Raw genomic sequence first — 21,274 nt, 5'->3', positions numbered from 1 at the left:
GTTTTTTAGCTAAGGCCCTGTTTGCATGACGGTCTGACAATAAAAAGAGACATATATCATTCCTTTCGCAGAACACTTTCGTTCTATTTTCACGTAACGGTTCTAAATTCACCGCTTTTGCGGTTCATTAAGTACCGACGTGAAAAGAGGTCTGCTACAGGAATATGTATGTCTTTTTTTACTGTCAAACCTGTGTATGATGATAGATATAAAGTTAATGCTTTATTATAAACTATTTTCTACCGGACAAAGATTCGCTCGGTTACGGTTTTGGATTCGCCAGGAGCCAGTTCGGTGTAGCCGGTTACGGCAGGGTCGCCGGAGAGATTCGGAGCATCAATGTTCCAGCTCATAGGTTCCGGACAGAAGAATTCTTTCATGCCGTGATCATTCCACATGATCCAGTATTTCATAACATCACATACTTCGTAGCAGACACGGACACCTGTAACTTTATCTGTAACGATGACGCCATAGAATGGTTTGCCGTCTAATTCATTCATCTCCGCGGTATAGAGGTCGTTGTCGATATCCTGAAGAACAGGAACCATGTCACCCTCTTTGTACATCATATCATATCTGGTAAGCGGCAGTGTTTTCTCGGTCGGGATGCAGGTGTCGCTGAGTTCCCATTTGTCACCGATTGGAACTTGTAAACGAACATTTGCGCCGCTTCCGCCATTTGTAAATGGTGCTTTGAATGCAATGTGGTTACATACACCATAAGGCATCTGCACCTTGGAAAGGTTGGTCAGTGTAAAGGAATAATCCAGTCCGTCTGCTGTCAGTGTAAAAACAAATTCAGCCTTGAAGCTGACAGGGAAAGTCTCGAAAAATTCATCATTTTCATCATATACATAAGATGTCTTTGCAACAGCACTTTCACCTTCTACATACATGTCATCAATTGTATGGCAGCGTTTGTGAAGGAAACCGTGAAGATGGTTTCCGAGTGGATCGTTACAAGGAAAATGATACATGGCATCTGAGGTTTTCAGATTTCCATGAGATAATCTGTTTGGAAGATATAAGGTAGGCATGCCATATACTTCGGCAGCAGCTTTTAATTCTGCCGGAGAAAGTGACAGATCATTTCTTAAAATATCAATATCAAGAGCTGTGTTTTCCAGCTTCATTACATTACTTCCGTTAAAAGGTGCGATCAACGCACGAAAATCTCCTGCGATAAGCTCAATACAGGTTTCGCCTTTAAAATCATAGTTTTTTGCGCTAAAGCTCATAGTTGCCTCCCATATAAAGTGATAAATATTTGAATATAAGATACATAAAATGGAAAAAGTCTGCAAGATAATAATATGTATGTGTGAGTGTGAAAACAGACTCATCTCAAAAATCTAATAGAATAGTAACACTTAAGTTAAAAAGTGTCCATAAAAATGAAACAAGATTTGTTAATTTCAACAATGGGAAAAGTCGAAAAACGACTAAAACTGCGAATTATGTAGAAATTTCAAAATCTGTACACTTATGTAAAGTGGTATGTTATAATGTGAACACTGATTAAATCGGGGTAATAACCCTTTCCTTTTATTAGAATGTAAGATCAAAAGAGGAAGCACAGATAATGGACAATGATAAACGATATAACGCAAAGCAGCATAACGCACAGGTCGACAGATGTAAAATTATTGCGATCGCGGTAATTTTTCTGGCGAGCTCCATTGCGATATTTGCTACAAAATATAGACAGGAAATTATAGATTTCGGCAGGGATGTGAACACGGAAAATGTTGCAACAAAGTCCGATGCAGATCGAACGGAGGAGAAACCGACAACAGAGGATACGGAAGAAGCTACAACAGGAGTAACGACAGAGACGCCGACAACAGAAGAACCGACAACGGAAACAGTAACGACCGGTGAGGAAGCGTCTACTTCGGAAGCAGAAGGCGGAGCAACTTTAAAATATATAAATGATAAAGATCCGGATCTCTCATCAAAGGGAGATGACTGGTATGATAAAAAGCTTTTCAAACCGGCAAATGCAACGGATGATGCTTATTTTGATACCGCAGTTATCATTGGAGATTCCAGGACAGAAGGCTTGAGTTTATATACGGGGATGAGTAATCTGGATGCATTCTGTTCGAAGGGTCTGAATATCGAAAAAGTTATGACGGATTCAATCGTTTCGACAGATAAGGGAATGATAACGACATTAGAAGCTTTAAAGCTTAAGCAGTATGATAATATCTATATATCCTTCGGACTTAATGAGTTGGGGTGGGTTTATGATGATATTTTTATTGAGGACTATAAGACATTTATTGATTCAGTCAGAGAGATCCAACCGGATGCAACGATTTATGTAGAAAATATCCTTCCGGTTTCAAAGAAGCTATCGGATGAGGATGAGATCTATAATAATAAAAATGTCAAGAAATTTAATAAGCTGTTAAAGAGAATGTGTAAGGACTATGGAGATATCATATATCTGGATGTAGCAAGCAGTGTTACGGTAGACGGTGTTCTTCCGGCAGATGCAAGTACGGATGGGAGACATTGTAATCAGGAATATTGTAAGAAATGGCTGGAATACATCAGACAGAATGTATATGTAAGACAGTAGATCCGGAATGGATGATATTGTGATATAGAAAAAACAGAAGAACAGACAAGGAGTGTTATTGAGTAGATGAAGAATCAGATTTTAAAGATGTGTGCAATTCTTGGTATTGCAGGTATGCTTGCAGGATGTGGCACAACGGTAGGTGGAAACGGTGATTCGAAGGAAGCGCTGAATATAAACGTGACAGATATGGCAAATGAATTAAAGAACGGATTGACGTTTGAAGATTCTTTGTCCGAGTTAGATACAAATGTGGCGCTTACTTATTATGGGATTGATGCGGATAAGGTAAAGAACAGTGTAGTTGTTGTATCAACAGGTGCAACTGCAGAGGAGATTGCGGTATTTGAAGCAGCAGATCAGAGCTCTGCGGATGCCGTAAAGTCAGCATGCGAAGACAGAAAGGCAAAGCAGACAACATCCTATGCAGACTATAAGCCGTCAGAGACGAGTCGTCTGGATAAAGCGATTATCAAGGAAGATGGCAATTATGTTGTTTACTGTGTTACAGATGATACGGATAAGGCAAATGAGATCATCGACAAATATTTCAAATAATTATAAAAAGAAGCAGTTGGAGGCTGGTATGTACCGAAGGATTCGGATATATTAGATTTCAACTGCTTCTTTTTTAATATAAATACCCGGATGTGAAGATTGTCGGTTATTGTGATTGAGAATTTGAAATAGCATTAAAAATCTCTATATAGTCCCGGAAATGTTGTTTCTTTTCCTCGTCATCAGATGTCATGATCTCCACTACGGTGTGTGGGATATAAGATGGTATATCGTCAGTTTTCTGCACACCGCGGATCAAGTAATCCAGATCGATATTAAAGATATCACAGAGATCGATCATTTTCTCTAATGAGAGACTGGATTTGCCTCGTTCGATTGCGCTGCAGTGCTTTACAGAAATATCAAGCATTTCAGCGAGCTGGTATTGAGTTAGATTATTTGCGTGTCGTATCTGCACAATACGTTGTCCGATTTTGGCATATAAATTTTCCATAAAACTACCTCCACTATACATTATATTTAGAATAAAAAATCAAATAAACAACCTGTAAGGTGTATTGGTACATAACCTGATAGGTGCATAAAATGCGTATATACACGAATAAACAAAACTGCAAAGGTGTTGACGCGTTTTTTAGGGCTGGTGTATAATTCCTTTGCTTTTATAAGGGAAAATACAAGTGAGACGGACAGGAGAAGACAGATATGGCAACAGAGATAAAACCACCGATAAAATATGATATGGAATGGACGGTATATGGGAAACGAGCCGATTTTTTCGGAATCGGGGAACGTTTTCATATCGATCCGGTAACAGTCAGGGTGATCCGAAACCGGGATGTGATAACGGATGAGGATATCGATACCTATCTGAATGGAAGTCTTGATCGTCTGCATGATCCCGGGTTGATGAAAAATATGGAAAAGGGTTGTAACCTTATGCTTGAGGAGATTCGGAACAAAAAAAGGATACGGATCATTTCTGATTATGATGTGGATGGTGTGAGTTCAAATTATATCTTATATAAAGGCTTGCAGCGTGTGTGGGAGTATGAAAATGGTATATCCGCAGGAGATAAGATAGATTATGATATCCCACACCGGATCTACGATGGATATGGAATCAATATCCGTATGGTAGATGCGGCGGCAGCCGATCAGATTAGTACGATCATTACCTGTGACAATGGGATTGCGGCATTTGATGCGGTGAGAAAAGCGAAAGAATATGGTATGCGAGTGATCGTTACGGATCATCATGATATTCCATATGATACAGATGAAAAAAATATCCGGATCTATAAAGTACCGGAAGCGGATGCGGTGATCGATCATAAGCAGCCGGGGTGTGAATATCCGTGCAAGGAGTTGTGCGGCGCTGGGGTGGCATATAAATTTATCCAGCTTCTGTACCGGATGTGCGGGATACCGGAGACGGAATGTGAGGCATTTATTGAGATACTTGGAATTGCAACTGTCTGTGATGTTATGAATCTGGTAGATGAGAACCGCATCATTGTCAGAGAAGCGCTGCGCCGGTTGTCCGATAGCAGCAATTATGGTTTAAAGGCATTGATCACAAACAGTGGCAGAGATGGAAAGAAGCTGTCAGCATTTGATCTGGGATTTATCATTGGACCGTGTATCAATGCGGCGGGCAGACTCGGGGATGCAAAAACCAGTTTGGAGTTCCTGCTCGAAACCGACAGCTATAAGGCAAATGAACGGGCGATTGAGTTATTGAATATCAATAATGCCAGAAAAGATATGACAGAGCAGGGAACGAAGACCGCGATCGAGCTGCTTGAGAAATCGGATCGCCTTCTGATGGGCGCAGTCCCGGAGACGGGGGTTGCGGCATTATCTGATAAAGTGCTTGTTATGTATATTCCGAAGCTTCATGAAAGTCTGGTCGGGATTATCGCAGGCAGGATCAAGGAACGGTATTATCGGCCGGTGCTGTTATTTACGGATGGTGAGGAAGAAGGAATCATTAAGGGATCGGGTCGTTCGATCGAAGGCTATAATATGTATGATGAGATCAATAAATGCAGTGATTATTTCACGAAGTTCGGCGGACATGAGATGGCAGCGGGCTTTTCCATGGAGAAGCGGAATCTTGCCAGACTTCGTGAAAAGATGAATACGAATTGTACATTAGATGAAAAACTGCTTACCCCGAAGCTTCGGATCGATGTACCTATGCCGCTTGATTATGTAAGTATATCACTGACGGAAGAACTGGAGCTTCTGGAACCATTTGGAAAAGGAAATGAAAAACCGGTATTTGCCCAGAGTGGTGTGTATGTAAAAAGTGCGAGGATCATGGGGAAAAGACAGAATGTTCTACGGGTTACGTTCCTGATGGAAAACGGTGGCACGATCGAGGGCATAAGTTTTGCCCCGGAAGTGTTTATTTCTAACATAAAACAGTGGTTTGGAGCAAATGAATGTGATAAAATACTAAAAGGAATGCCCGGTCATGTTGTATTAGATATTGCCTATTATCCGGATATCAATGAATTTGCGGGAAGAAGAACGCTGCAGATTCGTTTGCTCGAATATCGAAAGCATGAGGGTTAAAGATTTAACCGGCCTTTTGATATTATGTGGATGGCGGAAAAGGAAAATGTAAATAAATGTAGAATATACATATATATGTAGGAGGAAGATTATGAAAAAGATAGAAGAATATGTTACAAGTATACCGGATTTCCCGGAGCCGGGAATTATTTTCAGAGATATTACCAGTGTGATCGGAGATCCGGATGGATTGAAGCTGGCGATAGATTCATTAGATGGTCTGCTTGAGGGCGTAGATTATGATGTAATAGCCGGGGCGGAGTCCAGGGGATTTATCTTTGGAACACCTCTTGCATATAAGAATGGAAAGGGATTTGCACTGGTAAGAAAAAAGGGCAAGTTGCCTAGAGAGACGATTGAGGCATCCTATGATCTGGAATACGGAAGTGCTACGATAGAGATGCATAAGGATGCGATCAAGCCGGGACAGAAGGTTGTCCTTGTAGATGATCTGATCGCAACCGGCGGAACCATGGAGGCGGCTGCAAGACTGGTAGAAGAACTGGGCGGCGAAGTGGTAAAAATCATATTCTTGATCGAACTTGCAGGCTTGAAGGGCAGAGAGAAGCTTGCCAAGTATGATGTGGCTTCTGTCATCTGCTATGATGGCAAATAAAAATGATCATCTGATTCACAGATGAAATCGGAATAGAAAAATTCGAATTGGGAAAAGTGGTGAAGATCATGGAAAACGTAAAAGATAAAGCAGAAAGCATGGATGAATTAAAAGAGCTTGCGGCAAAGGCGAGTGCAATGGAGAACAAACCGGTGAGGGAAAAAAGAGATATCGATTTGTCTACACCTGCGGATTTTACTCCGCCGGAGGATCTGTATAAGGAACTGATCAAGAAGATTCTGACCTATCATCCATCCACAGATATTTCGATGATTGAGAAGGCGTATAAGGTGGCATCCAAGGCGCATGAAGGACAGCTTCGGAAGTCCGGGGAGCCATATATCATGCATCCACTCTGTGTTGCTATTATTCTTGCAGAACTGGAGCTGGATAAGGAAACGATCGTTGCAGGAATCCTTCACGATGTAGTAGAAGATACGGTTATGACCTCGGAGGAGATCGCGGCAGAGTTCTCAGAAGAAGTAGCGTTTCTGGTGGAAGGTGTTACCAAACTGACCCAGTTAAAGATGACAACGGATAAGATCGAGGTACAGGCAGAGAATCTGAGAAAGATGTTCTTATCTATGGCAAAGGATATCCGCGTTATCCTGATCAAGCTGGCAGACAGACTGCATAACTTAAGAACGTTACAGTATCAGTCACCTGCAAAACAGGTGGAAAAAGCGCGTGAAACAATGGATATCTATGCACCGATCGCACATCGTCTTGGTATCAGCAAGATCAAGGTAGAACTGGATGACCTGTCTATGAAGTATCTGATGCCGGAGGTATATAAGGATCTGACAGCACAGATCGATGCGAGAATGCATGAACGGGAAGCCTATATCAAACGTATCGTTGCAGATGTAAAGAAGCATATCGATAATGCGCATCTGGATGCGGAGATAGACGGTCGTGTAAAGCATCTGTTCAGTATATATAAGAAGATGAAGAACCAGAACAAGACGCTGGATCAGATCTATGATATCTTCGCAGTTCGAATTAAGGTAGAGACTGTCAGGGACTGCTATTCAGCACTTGGAATCATCCATGAGATGTATAAGCCGATTCCGGGACGTTTTAAAGATTATATCGCAATGCCAAAGTCAAATATGTATCAATCCCTTCATACGACGTTGATCGGACCGGAAGGACAACCATTCGAGATACAGATCCGTACATTTGAGATGCACCGGACGGCTGAATATGGTATTGCTGCACATTGGAAATATAAAGAGAACATAACCGGTACGGTTATGCAGAAGGAAGAGGAAAAGTTGTCATGGCTTCGTCAGATCCTGGAGTGGCAGAGAGACACTTCGGATAATAAGGAGTTCATGAATTTCGTTAAGACAGACCTGGATCTGTTCGCGGAACAGGTATACTGTTTTACGCCTGCAGGTGATGTCAAGAATCTGCCAAGCGGATCTACGCCGATTGATTTTGCTTATGCTATTCATACGGCAGTCGGTAATAAGATGGTGGGTGCGCGGATTAACGGACGGCAGGTTCCGATCGATACCAAGTTAAATAATGGTGACCGGGTAGAGATCATAACATCCCAGAATTCGGCAGGACCGTCAAGAGACTGGTTGAATATCGTAAAGAGTGCACAGGCAAAGACGAAGATCAATCAGTGGTTCAAGCATCAGTTTAAGGATGAGAATATCAGCCGCGGTAAGGAATTGATCCTTGCATATTGTAAATCAAAGGGGCTTGATTATTCCCTGTATTCCAAGCCGGAATATCAGGAACGTGTTTATAAGAAATATAATTTTGCCGATTGGGAAGCTACGATGGCGGCAGTCGGTCATGGTGGAATCAAAGAAGGTCAGGTTGTCAATAAACTGATCGAAGAATATAACAAGGATCATACGGAACAGCCGGATGATAAGGAGATTCTGGAAGCATATGCATTAAAGCGGACACCTCATTCGTCCCACGGGCAGGGAGGAATCATCGTAAAGGGTGCAGATGATGTAGCAGTTCGTTTCTCCAAGTGTTGTTCGCCGGTACCGGGTGATGAGATCATCGGATTTATTACCAGAGGACGAGGTATCTCGATCCATCGTACAGATTGTGTAAATGTGCTCTGCATGAGTGAGGAAGACAGAAACAGGATCATTGATGCAGAATGGCAGCAGGATGCGGTTGCAGATAATACTTACCTGACAGAGATTAATATCTATGCAGATGACAGAAGCGGAATCCTTTTTGATATCACGAAGATCTTAAGTGAGGCTAATATCAGTGTTAACAGTATCAACAGCCGGACAAGTAAGCAAGGTAAGGCGACAATCACGATCAGCTTCTCGATCAAATCGGTCGATCAGTTGAACGCGATCATTGCAAAGATTCGAAATGTTGACAGTATTATTGATATAGAGAGAACAGTGGGATAGGAGATCCGAATGGCAGAATTAGAAGTGAAATTATATCAGTTGGGTGATTTGGGAACCAACTGTTATATCGTAAGTAATCAAGAAACAAAGGAAGCAATCGTGGTTGATCCGGCGGATAATGCAGATTTTATTTATAAGAGTCTGACAGATGCGGGACTTACCTGTGTTGGCATTTTCCTGACACACGGACATTATGATCATATCGGGGCGCTGGATGATCTGAGAAAGCTGACAGGAGTAAAAGCATATGCTTCCGAGGACGAGAAGCAGGTACTTGAGAGCAGGACAGGAAATCTGTCTGCAATGTTTGGTCATCCACTTGAGACGTCAGCAGATATTTATCTGCAGGATGGACAGGAGGTTGCAGTTCTTGGAACTGTAGTACGATGTATCAGTGTGCCGGGACATACGGTAGGTGGAATGTGTTATTATTTTGCAGAAGGACATCTGCTGTTTACCGGAGATACATTATTTGCCTCATCGGTTGGCAGATCGGATTTTCCAACCGGAAATGAACAGGATCTGTTAGAGGCGATCGAGACGAAGCTACTTGTACTGCCGGAGGAAACAGCCGTGTATCCGGGACACAACGGAACTTCAAGGATTGGCAGAGAAAAGAAGTTCAATCCATTTTTTTCATAAATAACGATAAGGAACTAGATTGGCATGATTTGTCTGATTCAGAATGTAGAAGATTATAATAATGACCTGAGAGTAATTCTCATGGCGTTTTATATGGGTGTGAAGATTATTACCCCGGAAAATATAGAGAAGAAGCCTGAACTTGGTGCGGATATTACTGCAACACTTGTGGCAGAATTTGCAGAAGATCAGACAAAAATCTGGATGAAGGACGGCGGTCTGGATGTGGAACCGGATATCGTGATCGATCAGGACTATCATGACAGAAAGGTATTCCGTAATATTCTGAAGCGTGCCATGTACCGGATGCTGTCAGAAAGAACCGGAAGGGTTCTTCCATGGGGAAGTCTGACCGGAGTACGTCCGGTGAAGATTGCAATGGAAGCGGTAGAACGTGGATGTACAGATGAGGAGATACGGAAGCTGTATCAGGAGACTTATGTGGCAAGCCTGGAAAAGGCAGATGCCTGTGTGAAGATTGCCAGACGTGAGAAAGCGATCATTGAGACGATCGACGAGCGGAATGAATACTGCCTGTATATCGGCATACCATTTTGCCCGACGAGATGTCTGTACTGCTCCTTTACCTCTTATCCGATCGGTGTTTATAAGGATAAGGTCGATGCTTATCTGGATACAATGGAAAAGGAAATGGAGTATGTCGCAGCAAGTTATACAGAGAAGAAACTGGTATCCATTTATATCGGTGGCGGTACGCCGTCTTCGATCAGTGCGGAGCAGATGGACCGTCTGTGCAACATGATCGAGAAGCATTTTGACCTGTCGCAGGTTCGGGAATATACGATCGAAGCAGGACGCCCGGACAGTACGACGGCAGATAAGCTGCAGGTGATGAAAGCTCATGGCGTAGGTCGTATCAGTATCAATCCGCAGACGATGAACGGAGAGACACTGAAGCTGATCGGAAGAGCACATACACCGGAGCAGGCAGAAGAAGCATTTAAGAGAGCCAGAGAAGCAGGCTTTGATAATATCAATATGGATCTGATCGTAGGTCTTCCGGGTGAAGATGCAGAGATGGTGAAGCGGACGCTGGAAAAAGTGAAGAAGCTTGCACCGGAGAGCCTTACGGTTCACACCCTTGCGATCAAACGGGCAGCACATCTGAAACAGGAGATGGACAAATACAGCTTTGCAGGTGATGTGGACGAGCAGTTATCACTGGTCGGTCAGGCAGCAGAGGAACTGGGTCTTGCACCATATTATCTGTACAGACAGAAGAATATGGCCGGCAATCTGGAAAATGTCGGATATGCAAGACATGGACTGGAATGTCTCTATAATATCCTGATCATGGAGGAACGGACAGACATTATAGGAATCGGTGCGGGAAGCTCCAGTAAGCTGATCCGCAGGGAAGGTGATTCGGATCCGGTTACTGGAGAGATGATTACAGGAACCCGAATCGATCGTGTGGAAAATTGTAAGAGTGTAGACGATTATATCGCGAGAATTGATGAAATGATTGACAGAAAAAAGCAGGCGTTTGCAAAATGACAGATAAAGTTATAAACTTAGACATAGATAAAGAAATTGAATACTATGAACAGGATCTGAATGATGCCATCCGTCATGGAATGTGTGTCAGCCGGTTGTCGTCGGAGCTTGCCAGAGAACTGGGGCTGTCAGAAGATGAGATCCATAAGATTGCGGTTGCCGGAATGATCCATGATATCGGAAAGCTTCGTATTACACCATATATCTATGGTCGTGGCAATTCCATGAAGATTGAGGAAATGCGTTATGTGAGACTCCATGCGAAGCTTGGAGCGGATATCGTAAAAAAAGAAGGCTACGGAGATGATATTGCGGATATTATCCTGTATCATCATGAGAACTACGATGGCTCCGGTTATCCGTTCTGCCTTCAGGGAGATGAGATCCCGATCGGAGCAAGGATCATTCGTGTATGTGATGTGTTTGTCGCGCTCATAAGTGATCGTGCATACCGGAAAGCATTTGAACCAAAGACTGCATTATTGATGGTGATCGATGAAGTGCGGCATTTTGACATGAATGTATTTCTCGCATTTCAGAGAATTATAAATACAACCGATATTTTAGATGAGGTTCAGTCAATTTTAAAAGGAAGCTATAAATCACAGATCAGTTGATGTATAGTATAAAAATATGAACAATAGATGGAGGATGGAATATGATAACTCAGGCACCAAGAGGAACCAGTGACTGGTTCGGTGACAAGATGAGAACACGTACACAGGTAGAAGCAATGGCAAGAAATCTGTGTGAGAAATTCAATATAAAGGAAGTGATCACACCGGTATTTGAGCATACGGTGTTGTTCCAGCGTGGTGTTGGAGAGACGACCGATGTAGTACAGAAAGAAATGTACACCTTTGTTGATAAGGGTGGAAGAAGTATCACATTGAAGCCGGAAGGTACGGCAGGTGCGATCCGTGCTTATGTTGAGAATAAATTATATGCAGAACCACAGCCGGTCAAGATGTTCTATATCACACCGGCATTCCGTTATGAGAAGCCGGAAAGCGGACGACTTCGTCAGCATCACCAGTTCGGGGTTGAGTTTGTCGGATCTCCAAATCCAATGGCAGAAGTTGAGGTTATGACACTGGTATCAACTCTCATCAGGCAGATCGGTCTGTCAGATGCGAAGCTGCATATCAACAGTATCGGATGTCCAAAATGTAAGAAGGTGTACAATGATGCACTGATCTCCTATTTGAAAGGGCATGAAGAGGGACTCTGCAATACCTGTAAGGAACGTATGGTTAAAAATCCGCTTCGTGTTATTGACTGTAAGGAGCCGGGCTGTAAGGCGATCGTAAAGGATGCCCCAAGAACGATTGATTATCTGTGTGAAGAATGCGATGCTCATTTTAAGGAGCTTCAGAGACTTCTGACAGAGCTTGAGATTCCGTTTGAGGTTGACACCGGAATCGTTCGTGGTCTGGATTACTATACAAAAACAGTATTTGAATTTGTGAATAAAGAGGGCTTCACCTTATGCGGTGGAGGAAGATACGATAATCTGGTATATGAGATTGATGGAAAAGAGGCACAGCCATCTGTTGGATTCGGTATGGGAATTGAAAGAATCCTATATTTCCTTGAGAAAGAAAATATCAATCTCGCACCGGAAAAACCGATCGACTTATATGTCGGTATCATGGGTGATTCCGCAAAGGCAAAAGCTTATAAGCTGGTATATGATCTTCGTCTGGCAGGTTATATCGTAGAGACAGATTATATGAATCGAAGTGTAAAGGCGCAGATGAAATATGCAAATAAATTAAATGCGAGATACACGATCATTATTGGTGATAATGAATTAGAGACCAATACCGGTCGTATCAAGAATATGGAAACGGGCGAGCAGACCGAGATCGCGCTGGATCAGCTTGCAAGTGTATTAGAAGAAAGATAAGAACCACAGGAGGATATAGAAAAATGGCAGAATCAATGCAGGGACTGAAGCGTTCCCACAGATGTGCAGAGGTTTCAAACGCTCTTGAAGGACAGAAAGTAACCGTAATGGGCTGGGTTCAGAAGAGCAGAAATAAAGGTGGAATTATATTTGTCGATCTCAGAGACAGAAGCGGTATTCTTCAGATCATATTTGAGGAATCCAAATGCGGAAGCGAGTGCTTTGAGAAGGCAACAAAGCTTAAGAGCGAGTATGTAGCAGCAATCGAAGGTACAGTTTGTAAGCGTGCCGGTGCGGTAAATGAGAATCTGACAACCGGAGATATCGAGGTTGTAGCAACTTCCCTTCGTATCTTATCAGAGGCTGAGACACCTCCGTTCCCGATTGAGGAGAACAGTAAGACAAAAGAAGAATTACGTTTGAAATACAGATATCTGGATCTGAGAAGACCGGATCTTCAGAGAAATCTGGTTATGAAGAGCAAGGTTATGACCATTGCCAGACAGTTCATGGCAAATGAAGGCTTCCTTGAGATCGAGACACCTATGTTATGTAAGTCAACACCGGAGGGTGCAAGAGATTATCTCGTACCAAGCCGTATCCATCCGGGTACATTCTATGCACTGCCACAGTCTCCGCAGATCTACAAGCAGCTTCTGATGTGTTCCGGTTATGATCGTTATTTCCAGATCGCAAGATGCTTCCGTGATGAGGATCTTCGTGCAGACAGACAGCCGGAATTCACACAGATGGATATGGAATTATCCTTCGTAGATGTGGATGATGTTATAGATGTAAATGAAAGACTCCTTGCAAAGTTATTCAAGGAGATTTTGGATGTAGATGTACAGCTTCCAATCCGTCGTATGACATGGATCGAAGCAATGAATCGTTTCGGATCTGATAAGCCGGATCTTCGTTTTGGTATGGAATTAAAGGATATCAGCGATGTTGTTAAAGGCTGTGGATTCGGCGTATTTACAGGTGCACTTGAAAATGGCGGATCTGTCCGTGGTATCAATGCAAAGGGACAGGGCGCTATGCCTCGTAAGAAGATCGATGCTCTGGTTGAATTTGCAAAGACATACGGAGCAAAGGGTCTTGCATATATCGCAATTAATGAAGATGGCACTTACAAGTCGTCATTTGCAAAGTTCATGACTGAAGATGAGATGAACAATATCGTAGCAGCACTTTCCGGTGAACCGGGAGACTTATTGTTATTTGCAGCAGATAAGAACAAGGTTGTATGGGACACTCTTGGAGCACTTCGTTGCCATCTCGCAGAACAGATGGGACTGCTTGATAAGAATGTATTTGAATTTGTGTGGATAACGGAATTCCCACTTCTTGAGTGGTCAGATGAACAGAACCGTTTCACAGCTATGCACCATCCATTTACTATGCCGATGGAAGAGGATCTGGCGATCATTGATACAGATCCGGGTAAGGTTCGTGCAAAGGCTTATGATATTGTATTAAATGGTAACGAGATTGGTGGTGGATCTGTCAGAATCCATCAGGATGATATTCAGGAGAAGATGTTTGAATGTCTTGGATTTACAAAGGAACAGGCGTATGAAAGATTTGGTTTCCTGTTAGACGCATTCAAATATGGAGTACCACCTCACGCAGGACTGGCTTATGGTCTGGATCGTCTGGTTATGCTTATGGCAAAGCAGGATTCTATCCGTGATGTGATCGCGTTCCCTAAGGTAAAGGATGCATCCTGCCTGATGACAAATGCTCCGGATTATGTAGATGAGGCTCAGCTCAAAGAGCTGGGTATTGACATTACAGTGTTAGACGAACAGAAGACGGAAGAATAAAAAATAACAAGACTGCACACTGTATATTCTTATTGTGTATAAGCAATGAACCAAGGTTCGTGTTTACATCGGGCTTTGGCGGTTGTATAGGATATATGGGGTGCGGTTTTGTTTTTTAGGGAAACACAATGTGCAATAAGGCACATTGCGGATGCTATGATAGATTGAGAGAAAATGGAGCAGGATGTAATTAGTTTTATAAAGGAGAGAGGCATATGACAAAAGGTGTACAGGGGTTAAAGAAAAGCATCATTGCTGTAGTGACCGGATTTACAGTGGCAGCAGGAATTCTTTCCGGTGGAATAACAGACCGCCTGGTGGAGGACAGCAGGTACAGGCGGCAGAGGTTGCTTGTACAACTTATACAGGAGATAATATCGAAGATCAAAACTATGAGTATAGTCAGTGGGCAAAGCCGATCCGATCATATCTTACATATGAGAATGGAACTTATATGCGGGTACAGGCTGGGGCTGATGCCAACGGTTATGTCGTTGAATATTTTGATTCGTCTTTTACGATCACCGGACGGAAGATTGTTCCGCAGGAACTTCCTTTATTTGGTGGATTTTATGAGATGAATGGGAATTATTATATTCTTTCCGGTCAGACCAATAAGAACGAGTCGGATAGTGTAGAAGTGTATCGTATCACAAAATATACAAAGGACTGGAACCGGGTAGCTTCCTGTGGACTGTATGGAGAAAATACGACAGTCCCATTTGATGCCGGCTCTGCAAGAATGGCGGCTTATGGGGATTATCTGATGATCCGTACATCTCATGAAATGTATAAGTCAAAGAAAGATGGTTATAACCATCAGGCGAATGTAACGATTCAGGTAGATACATCTGCGATGAAGGTCACAGATTCATATACAAAAGTTATGAATGTAAGTTTTGGTTATGTCAGTCATTCATTTAATCAGTTTATTCAGATGGAGAATGGTAAGATCGTTGCGGTTGATCATGGAGATGCACATCCGAGATCTATCGTTCTGGTAAGGTATCCGTCTGTAGTTACTTCCAATGGATTCACCGATGTTTTTTCTACCTGCAAGGCAACAGATATTATGGCATTTGAGGGAAAATCAGGAGATAATTATACAGGAGCGACGGTTGGCGGATTTGAGATATCAGATACTGCATATCTGACGGCAGGAAGCGTTGATATTGACAGTACCGCCAAATATTCAGCAGGTCAGGATATATTTGTAGGTGTTGTATCTAAGAGTACAGATGCGGTGAAAGTAAACAAGATAACGAATTATACAGCGGGTCAGGGTACGACTGATACACCGCAGTTTGTGAAAATTGGAACAAACAGTTATATGCTGTTATGGCATAGAGGTTCTTCCGTATATTACACGAAGATCGATGGAAACGGAAATCAGGTCGGAGCTATCTATAGTCTGGCCGGTGATCTGTCAGACTGCGTTCCTGTTCTTGCGGGAGATAAGTTGGTCTGGTATACATGGAAAAATGAAATATTGCAGTTCTATCAGATCAACATAAATGATCTGTCAGACTATACAGTAAAAAATGTTGTGTTAGGGCATAGCTATCAGGTGAGTGCTACAAATGCATCAGATGCATCAGTGGTATTAACATGTTCAAAATGTGGTCAGTCGCATACGGAATATGTTGTTAAGTCTTTTGCCGTTTACTGGTATGGATCTGCAGATAATGGTTATTATTATACCAATTATGAGTCTAGATATGATACAGGTACGAAGCTCAAGTTCCTGTTAAGAAATCAGACCTATTCATCTGAATCTGATTCGACCAATCAGAATAGCGAGATGGTATGGGAATCTTCAGATACAAGTATTGCAACAGTCAGTAATCTGACAGATGAAAGTGGAACCGTTAATATGCTTAAACCGGGTATTGTGAAGATCTGCATTTATCCAAAGTATAATCCATCTTGTAAGGAAACTGCTACATTTACGATAACAGAAGCAAAGAAAGATGACGGAAGTGAGACAAAGCCGGGCGACGGAAGCGAGACAAAACCGGGCGACGGAAGCGAAACGAAGCCGGGAGATGGAAGCGAGACAAAGCCGGGCGACGGAAGTGAGACAAAGCCGGGCGACGGAAGCGAGACAAAGCCGGGCGACGGAAGCGAGACAAAGCCGGGCGACGGAAGTGAGACAAAACCGGGCGACAGCGGTAAGACGGAGCCGGGTGATGTACCTGCAATAATCACGGTAAATAAGACAACTATTTCCAAGGTGGAAAACAAAGCAACAGGTGTCAAGCTTACATGGAAGAAGGTTTCGGATGCTACCGGTTATGTTGTCTACCGTAAAAACTTAGGGTCCAAGTCATGGAAAAAGATTAAGATAGTAAAGGGCGCTTCGAAGAATACTTATACAGATTCAACAGTGAAGTCAAAGCATGGCACAGTTTATAGTTATAGAATAGAATCTTATAAATCTGTGAACGGACAGACGGCAAAGGCGGTTAGTAAAGAAAAGAAGATCCTTCGTCTGACTGCACCAACTAAGTTAAAGATTGCGAACCAGAAGGGAAGAAAGCTTTCAGTAACGTGGAAAAAGCAGAAGAAGATTTCCGGTTATCAAATTCAGTATTCTACCGGCAAGACTTTTGCAAAAGGGACAAAGATGACAAATATAGTTAAATCTTCCGATAAAGCAGTAATTAAGAAATTGAAAAAGGGAAAGACATATTATGTCAGAATACGTTCTTATCAGAAGTCAGGTTCGAAAAAGACATATTCTGCATGGAGCAGTTATACTAAGGCCAAAATAAAAAAATAATATGTGAAAAATCGGGGCGCATCAGATAGAAGTGGTGTACCCCGGTTTTGATAGAAATGTGGAGGATGAATTATTATGAAAAGAAGACATTATATTCTGGCAGCTGGCTTGTGTGTATTTGCAAGTCTGTGTGGTTGTGGAAAAAAGGAACAAAAGACAGAATCATCAACAGAAGAGGAGAATGTAACTGTCATTGTGCTAGATAATGACAAAGTGACTCTTACATATACAGGATATGACAAGGAAGCTGATGGTATGACGTTTACTGTTTCCAATAAGACGGGTGATCCTGTTAATATTTATTTTGGGGATGTAGCAATTAACGGAGAGACGATACAGCCATTGTTTGGTCCTGAACTGGAAGCAAATGCAACAGAAGAAGATGTGTGTATGATTGAGTGTGATAAAGCAGTTTCCGTATTGAATGGTATACTTTTTATTGATAACGATGCGGGAGAAACAGTTGGACATTATGAGGTTAAGGATGTTCCTTTATCTGGTAAGGCAGAAGCTTCGGGTGATCAGAGCTTTACATTAAAGGATGGTGCAGTTCAGGTGTTTGATAATGATAAGATTACCATTGCATATACAGGTATAGAGACTGACGGAGAGGGTGAAGATGCAGAGACTTGCCTGGCATTTGAAATCTATAATAAGACAGATGAATTAATTCAGGCAACATTTGACACTATCCTTGTAAATGGAACGGACGAAGAACCATCCTATATGACAGAGGCTCTTGGGCATACATATGGAAAGCTTCTGTGTGATGTAACAGATCCGGCAAGTATAAAAGAGTTAACCGCAAGCGTATCTATCTATACGGCAGAGGATGAGCTGATTGACAGTTATTCCATCGAAAAAGCAGCTTTAAAATAAAATGGTCAGATTTTTAATCTGATTTTAATCTTTCTCCTATTTTAGATTAATTCGTGGTTGGTATAGTAATACCATCAGCTGAGGAGAGAATAGAGAAAGAAGGAAAAAGATATGGATAATTTAGAAAAAGTAGAAAAGTTAAGAGAAAAAACAGGTGTCAGCTATGAGGAAGCCAAGGAGGCATTAGAAGCAAATAATTATGATGTGCTGGATGCGATCATTTATCTGGAAAAGAAGGGTAAGGTAAAAGCACCGGAAGTAACCGATTACACGACGGAACAGGCACAGCAGACATCAACAGAATTCGAACAGGCACAGCAGGAATATACTAGAGACTGCAATAAAAAGACCTTTGGTCAGATGATGGATCAGTTCTTTTCCTGGTGTGGAAGACTTTTGAAGAAAAGCGTTGATTCCAAGTTCATCATAGAAAGACGTGGCAGCACTATGGTGAATGTACCTGTTCTGGTATTGATACTTGCGATTATCTTCGCATTCTGGATCACGATCCCGTTATTAGTGGTCGGTTTATTCTGTGAATGCAGATACCATTTTGCAGGAATCGACAATATCAATGTAGATCTGAACAGTGCTTGTGACAAGGTTGCGGATACGGTAGAAACTATTAAGACAGACATTAACAAGAACTAATGTGAGAGATTAATTTACAATACACAGATTTATTTTAAGGGACATGAAACGAAAATACATTGTCCATGTTCTGATATACTATTATGCAGCAAGCCTTTGCGAATGTCGGTACTTAGCGATCCACGGAGTGGAGCGGTTAGAACCGCTACATGAGCAACAGAGCGAGAGCGTCTTGCGGAATAATAGTATATCAGAATATGGACATAGGTACTCAAGATACTCCCTTAAAATAAATTGTCACAACAAGGAGTAGAGATGAGCCGGAAGATTTTGATTGTAGAGGATGAAGAAAAGATTGCCAGATTTGTAGAGCTGGAATTGGTTCATGAAGGCTATGAAGTAATAAAGGCATTTGACGGGCGGACAGGTCTGGATCTGGCACTATCAGAACATGCTGACCTGATCGTGCTGGATGTTATGCTTCCAAGGCTAAATGGTCTGGAGGTCCTTCGCCGTATTCGTAAAGAAGGAAATAATGTTCCGATCCTGCTGCTTACTGCAAGGGATGCGGTAATGGACAAGGTGTCCGGGCTGGATGCGGGAGCGGATGATTACATTACGAAGCCATTTGCGATCGAAGAACTTCTGGCTCGTATCCGTGTAGCGCTGAAGCGGAAAAGCACCGACCGGCAGGAGACACATAAGCTAGAGATCCATGGGGTCAGCCTGGATACCGACCGGCATGAGGTAATGGTGGCGGGAGAACCGGTGGAGCTTACCAATCGGGAATTTGAGCTTCTGCATACTCTGATGGAGAATAAGAATATCGTCATGGATCGGGAAAAGCTGATGAATATTGTCTGTGGTTATGAGTATGTCGGTGAGACAAATATCATAGATGTATATATCCGGTATCTGCGTACGAAGATCGATGACCGGTTCGGTATCAAGCTGATCACAACGGTACGAGGCGTAGGCTATGTGATCAGGGAATCATAGGAAGGTGTAACGGGATAGAGTATACGGTCTGATGATAAGGGTAGATGCAGAAACAAGAGCAAGATTGAAAGAATGTATAAGAAAAGGTATCACGGATGAATGAAAATAAGAGGATGACCTCGATCGCCAGAAAAATAAATATCAGCTTCTGGCTGAAGGAAGTAGGCAATGTAATAGGAATCAATATTATCATTGCCTTTCTTATTATGGGAACCTGGATGTACTGGTGTACCACAAAGCTTCCGGGTCAGGTAACAGGTGAGCATTATTATTTTAATGTCAATCAAGAAAAGCATACACTGGAATATGTGATCGATGGAAATGACCGGAAATCATATGCATATGATTTCCGGGATGTAAGGGATCTGGTAGCTGTACCGGGAATCATACTGTTATCGGCAGAAGGATTTGTGTTGTTCTTTGCGTTATTCCGGACTTCTGTTGTCAGAAGAAAGCTGAAGCCGTTAAATGATCTGGCGGTAAAGGCAGAACAGATCAGTAAGATGTCATTTGAGCAAAATGGTATGGAGGACCAGAAGAAACGTTCCGATAAGAAGTCTGCAAAGACGTTTGACCAGAATCAGATGGATCATCTGGAACAGGCAATATCACATATTTCTCCGGATGATGCCGAACAGGGAGTCCATACCGGAGACAAGGAATTGAAAAGTATTGAGATCGCGTTGAATAACCTGCTTCGGAATATGAAGGAAAACGAAAGGCGGCAGGTACGGTTTGTATCGGATGCATCACATGAGCTTCGGACACCTATTGCTGTGATCCAGGGATACGTGAATATGCTGGATCGATGGGGAAAAGAGGATGAAAAGGTTCTGACAGAATCCATCGAAGCCCTTAAGAATGAGTCCCAGCACATGAAGGAGCTGGTAGAACAGCTTCTGTTCCTTGCGCGGGGTGACAGCGGAAGAAATACTCTGAATAAAGTGAAACTGGATCTGAATCAGATGGTCAGTGAGGTCTGGGAGGAATCCCAGATGATCGATGAGAAGCACCGCTATCTGTTTCGGGGCACAGATCCTGCATATATGACAGGTGATATAGCCATGATCAAACAGTCCATCCGGATCTTTGTACAGAATGCGGCAAAGTATTCTTCGGATGGTGCGGATATTACATTAGGAGTTATGCTGGAATCCGGTTATGTCAGTTATATGATCCAGGATGAGGGCATCGGAATGGAGTCGTCAGATGTCGTTCATATCTTTGAACGATTCTACCGATCGGACGAAGCGAGAAACAGCGAGACCGGCGGTTCCGGCCTGGGACTTTCCATAGCCAAATGGATCGTCGATGCTCACTCCGGCACGATCCAGGTCGTATCCCGTCCGGAGATCGGCACCCGATTTATTGTCCGTTTCCCGATGTGTGAGTAAAAAAGAGGTTGAACAACAACA

The 21,274-nt window shown here is 42.6% G+C and carries 17 protein-coding genes; 15 read left to right on the top strand and 2 right to left on the bottom strand.

The features are described 5' to 3' along the window. Positions 1-239: 239 nt before the first annotated feature. On the bottom strand, positions 240-1,241 hold the full coding sequence (locus DWW43_RS08360; protein WP_119963286.1) for an aldose 1-epimerase: 1,002 nt from the start codon (positions 1,239-1,241) through the stop codon (positions 240-242). Positions 1,242-1,585: 344 nt separating this feature from the next. On the opposite strand from DWW43_RS08360, the gene DWW43_RS08355 reads away from it, so the two are divergent. Then, positions 1,586-2,590, top strand: a complete 1,005-nt coding sequence (locus tag DWW43_RS08355; protein WP_119963285.1) for a GDSL-type esterase/lipase family protein — start codon at positions 1,586-1,588, stop codon at positions 2,588-2,590. A 66-nt stretch (positions 2,591-2,656) separates the two neighbouring features. Continuing rightward, positions 2,657-3,148, top strand: a complete 492-nt coding sequence (locus DWW43_RS08350; protein WP_119963284.1) for a DUF4358 domain-containing protein — start codon at positions 2,657-2,659, stop codon at positions 3,146-3,148. Between the two features lie 106 nt (positions 3,149-3,254). On the opposite strand, the gene DWW43_RS08345 is transcribed toward DWW43_RS08350, so the two are convergent. Beyond that, on the bottom strand, positions 3,255-3,602 hold the full coding sequence (locus tag DWW43_RS08345; protein WP_049941097.1) for a helix-turn-helix transcriptional regulator: 348 nt from the start codon (positions 3,600-3,602) through the stop codon (positions 3,255-3,257). Between the two features lie 212 nt (positions 3,603-3,814). Between DWW43_RS08345 and recJ the strand changes: the two genes are divergently transcribed. From recJ to DWW43_RS08280, 13 genes are all read left to right on the top strand, one after another. Further along, positions 3,815-5,692 (top strand): single-stranded-DNA-specific exonuclease RecJ, encoded by a 1,878-nt coding sequence (gene recJ / locus DWW43_RS08340; protein ID WP_119963283.1) that lies wholly within the window; start codon positions 3,815-3,817, stop codon positions 5,690-5,692. Between the two features lie 91 nt (positions 5,693-5,783). Further along, positions 5,784-6,308: an adenine phosphoribosyltransferase gene (locus DWW43_RS08335; protein WP_008401756.1), complete on the top strand. Its 525-nt coding sequence runs from the start codon at positions 5,784-5,786 to the stop codon at positions 6,306-6,308. A 137-nt stretch (positions 6,309-6,445) separates the two neighbouring features. Beyond that, entirely contained in the window at positions 6,446-8,710 is a 2,265-nt protein-coding gene (locus DWW43_RS08330) for a bifunctional (p)ppGpp synthetase/guanosine-3',5'-bis(diphosphate) 3'-pyrophosphohydrolase (protein WP_243104441.1), read from the top strand. Between the two features lie 9 nt (positions 8,711-8,719). Further along, entirely contained in the window at positions 8,720-9,352 is a 633-nt protein-coding gene (locus DWW43_RS08325; protein ID WP_008401758.1) for an MBL fold metallo-hydrolase, read from the top strand. Between the two features lie 24 nt (positions 9,353-9,376). Beyond that, the gene (gene hemZ, locus DWW43_RS08320) at positions 9,377-10,870 is read left to right on the top strand and encodes a coproporphyrinogen dehydrogenase HemZ (RefSeq protein ID WP_119963282.1); all 1,494 of its coding nucleotides are present in this window, start codon (positions 9,377-9,379) and stop codon (positions 10,868-10,870) included. Then, positions 10,867-11,487 (top strand): HD domain-containing phosphohydrolase, encoded by a 621-nt coding sequence (locus DWW43_RS08315; protein WP_008401760.1) that lies wholly within the window; start codon positions 10,867-10,869, stop codon positions 11,485-11,487. Before hemZ ends, DWW43_RS08315 begins: the two co-directional genes overlap by 4 nt. Before the next feature lie 41 nt (positions 11,488-11,528). Next, positions 11,529-12,779 carry a histidine--tRNA ligase gene (hisS, locus tag DWW43_RS08310; RefSeq protein ID WP_119963281.1) on the top strand — a complete coding sequence of 417 codons (1,251 nt, stop codon included), beginning with the start codon at positions 11,529-11,531 and terminating at the stop codon, positions 12,777-12,779. Positions 12,780-12,802: 23 nt separating this feature from the next. Beyond that, a complete protein-coding gene (gene aspS, locus DWW43_RS08305) occupies positions 12,803-14,608 on the top strand; it encodes an aspartate--tRNA ligase (protein ID WP_119963280.1) in 1,806 nt (601 codons plus the stop codon). Positions 14,609-15,062: 454 nt separating this feature from the next. After that, positions 15,063-17,390: a fibronectin type III domain-containing protein gene (locus DWW43_RS08300; protein WP_119963279.1), complete on the top strand. Its 2,328-nt coding sequence runs from the start codon at positions 15,063-15,065 to the stop codon at positions 17,388-17,390. A gap of 75 nt (positions 17,391-17,465) precedes the next feature. Beyond that, positions 17,466-18,269, top strand: coding sequence for a hypothetical protein (locus DWW43_RS08295; RefSeq protein ID WP_119963278.1), 804 nt, complete (start codon positions 17,466-17,468; stop codon positions 18,267-18,269). Between the two features lie 111 nt (positions 18,270-18,380). Continuing rightward, complete coding sequence (locus DWW43_RS08290; RefSeq protein WP_008401765.1) at positions 18,381-18,920, top strand: DUF4342 domain-containing protein; 540 nt, start codon at positions 18,381-18,383, stop codon at positions 18,918-18,920. A gap of 255 nt (positions 18,921-19,175) precedes the next feature. Beyond that, a complete protein-coding gene (locus tag DWW43_RS08285; protein WP_008401766.1) occupies positions 19,176-19,859 on the top strand; it encodes a response regulator transcription factor in 684 nt (227 codons plus the stop codon). A 95-nt stretch (positions 19,860-19,954) separates the two neighbouring features. Then, the gene (locus tag DWW43_RS08280) at positions 19,955-21,253 is read left to right on the top strand and encodes a HAMP domain-containing sensor histidine kinase (RefSeq protein WP_119963277.1); all 1,299 of its coding nucleotides are present in this window, start codon (positions 19,955-19,957) and stop codon (positions 21,251-21,253) included. Positions 21,254-21,274: the final 21 nt, after the last annotated feature.

The organism is Clostridium sp. AF15-41, assembly GCF_003604095.1.
Lineage (GTDB): Bacteria > Bacillota > Clostridia > Lachnospirales > Lachnospiraceae > Coprococcus.
This window is presented reverse-complemented; position numbering and strand designations above follow the sequence as displayed.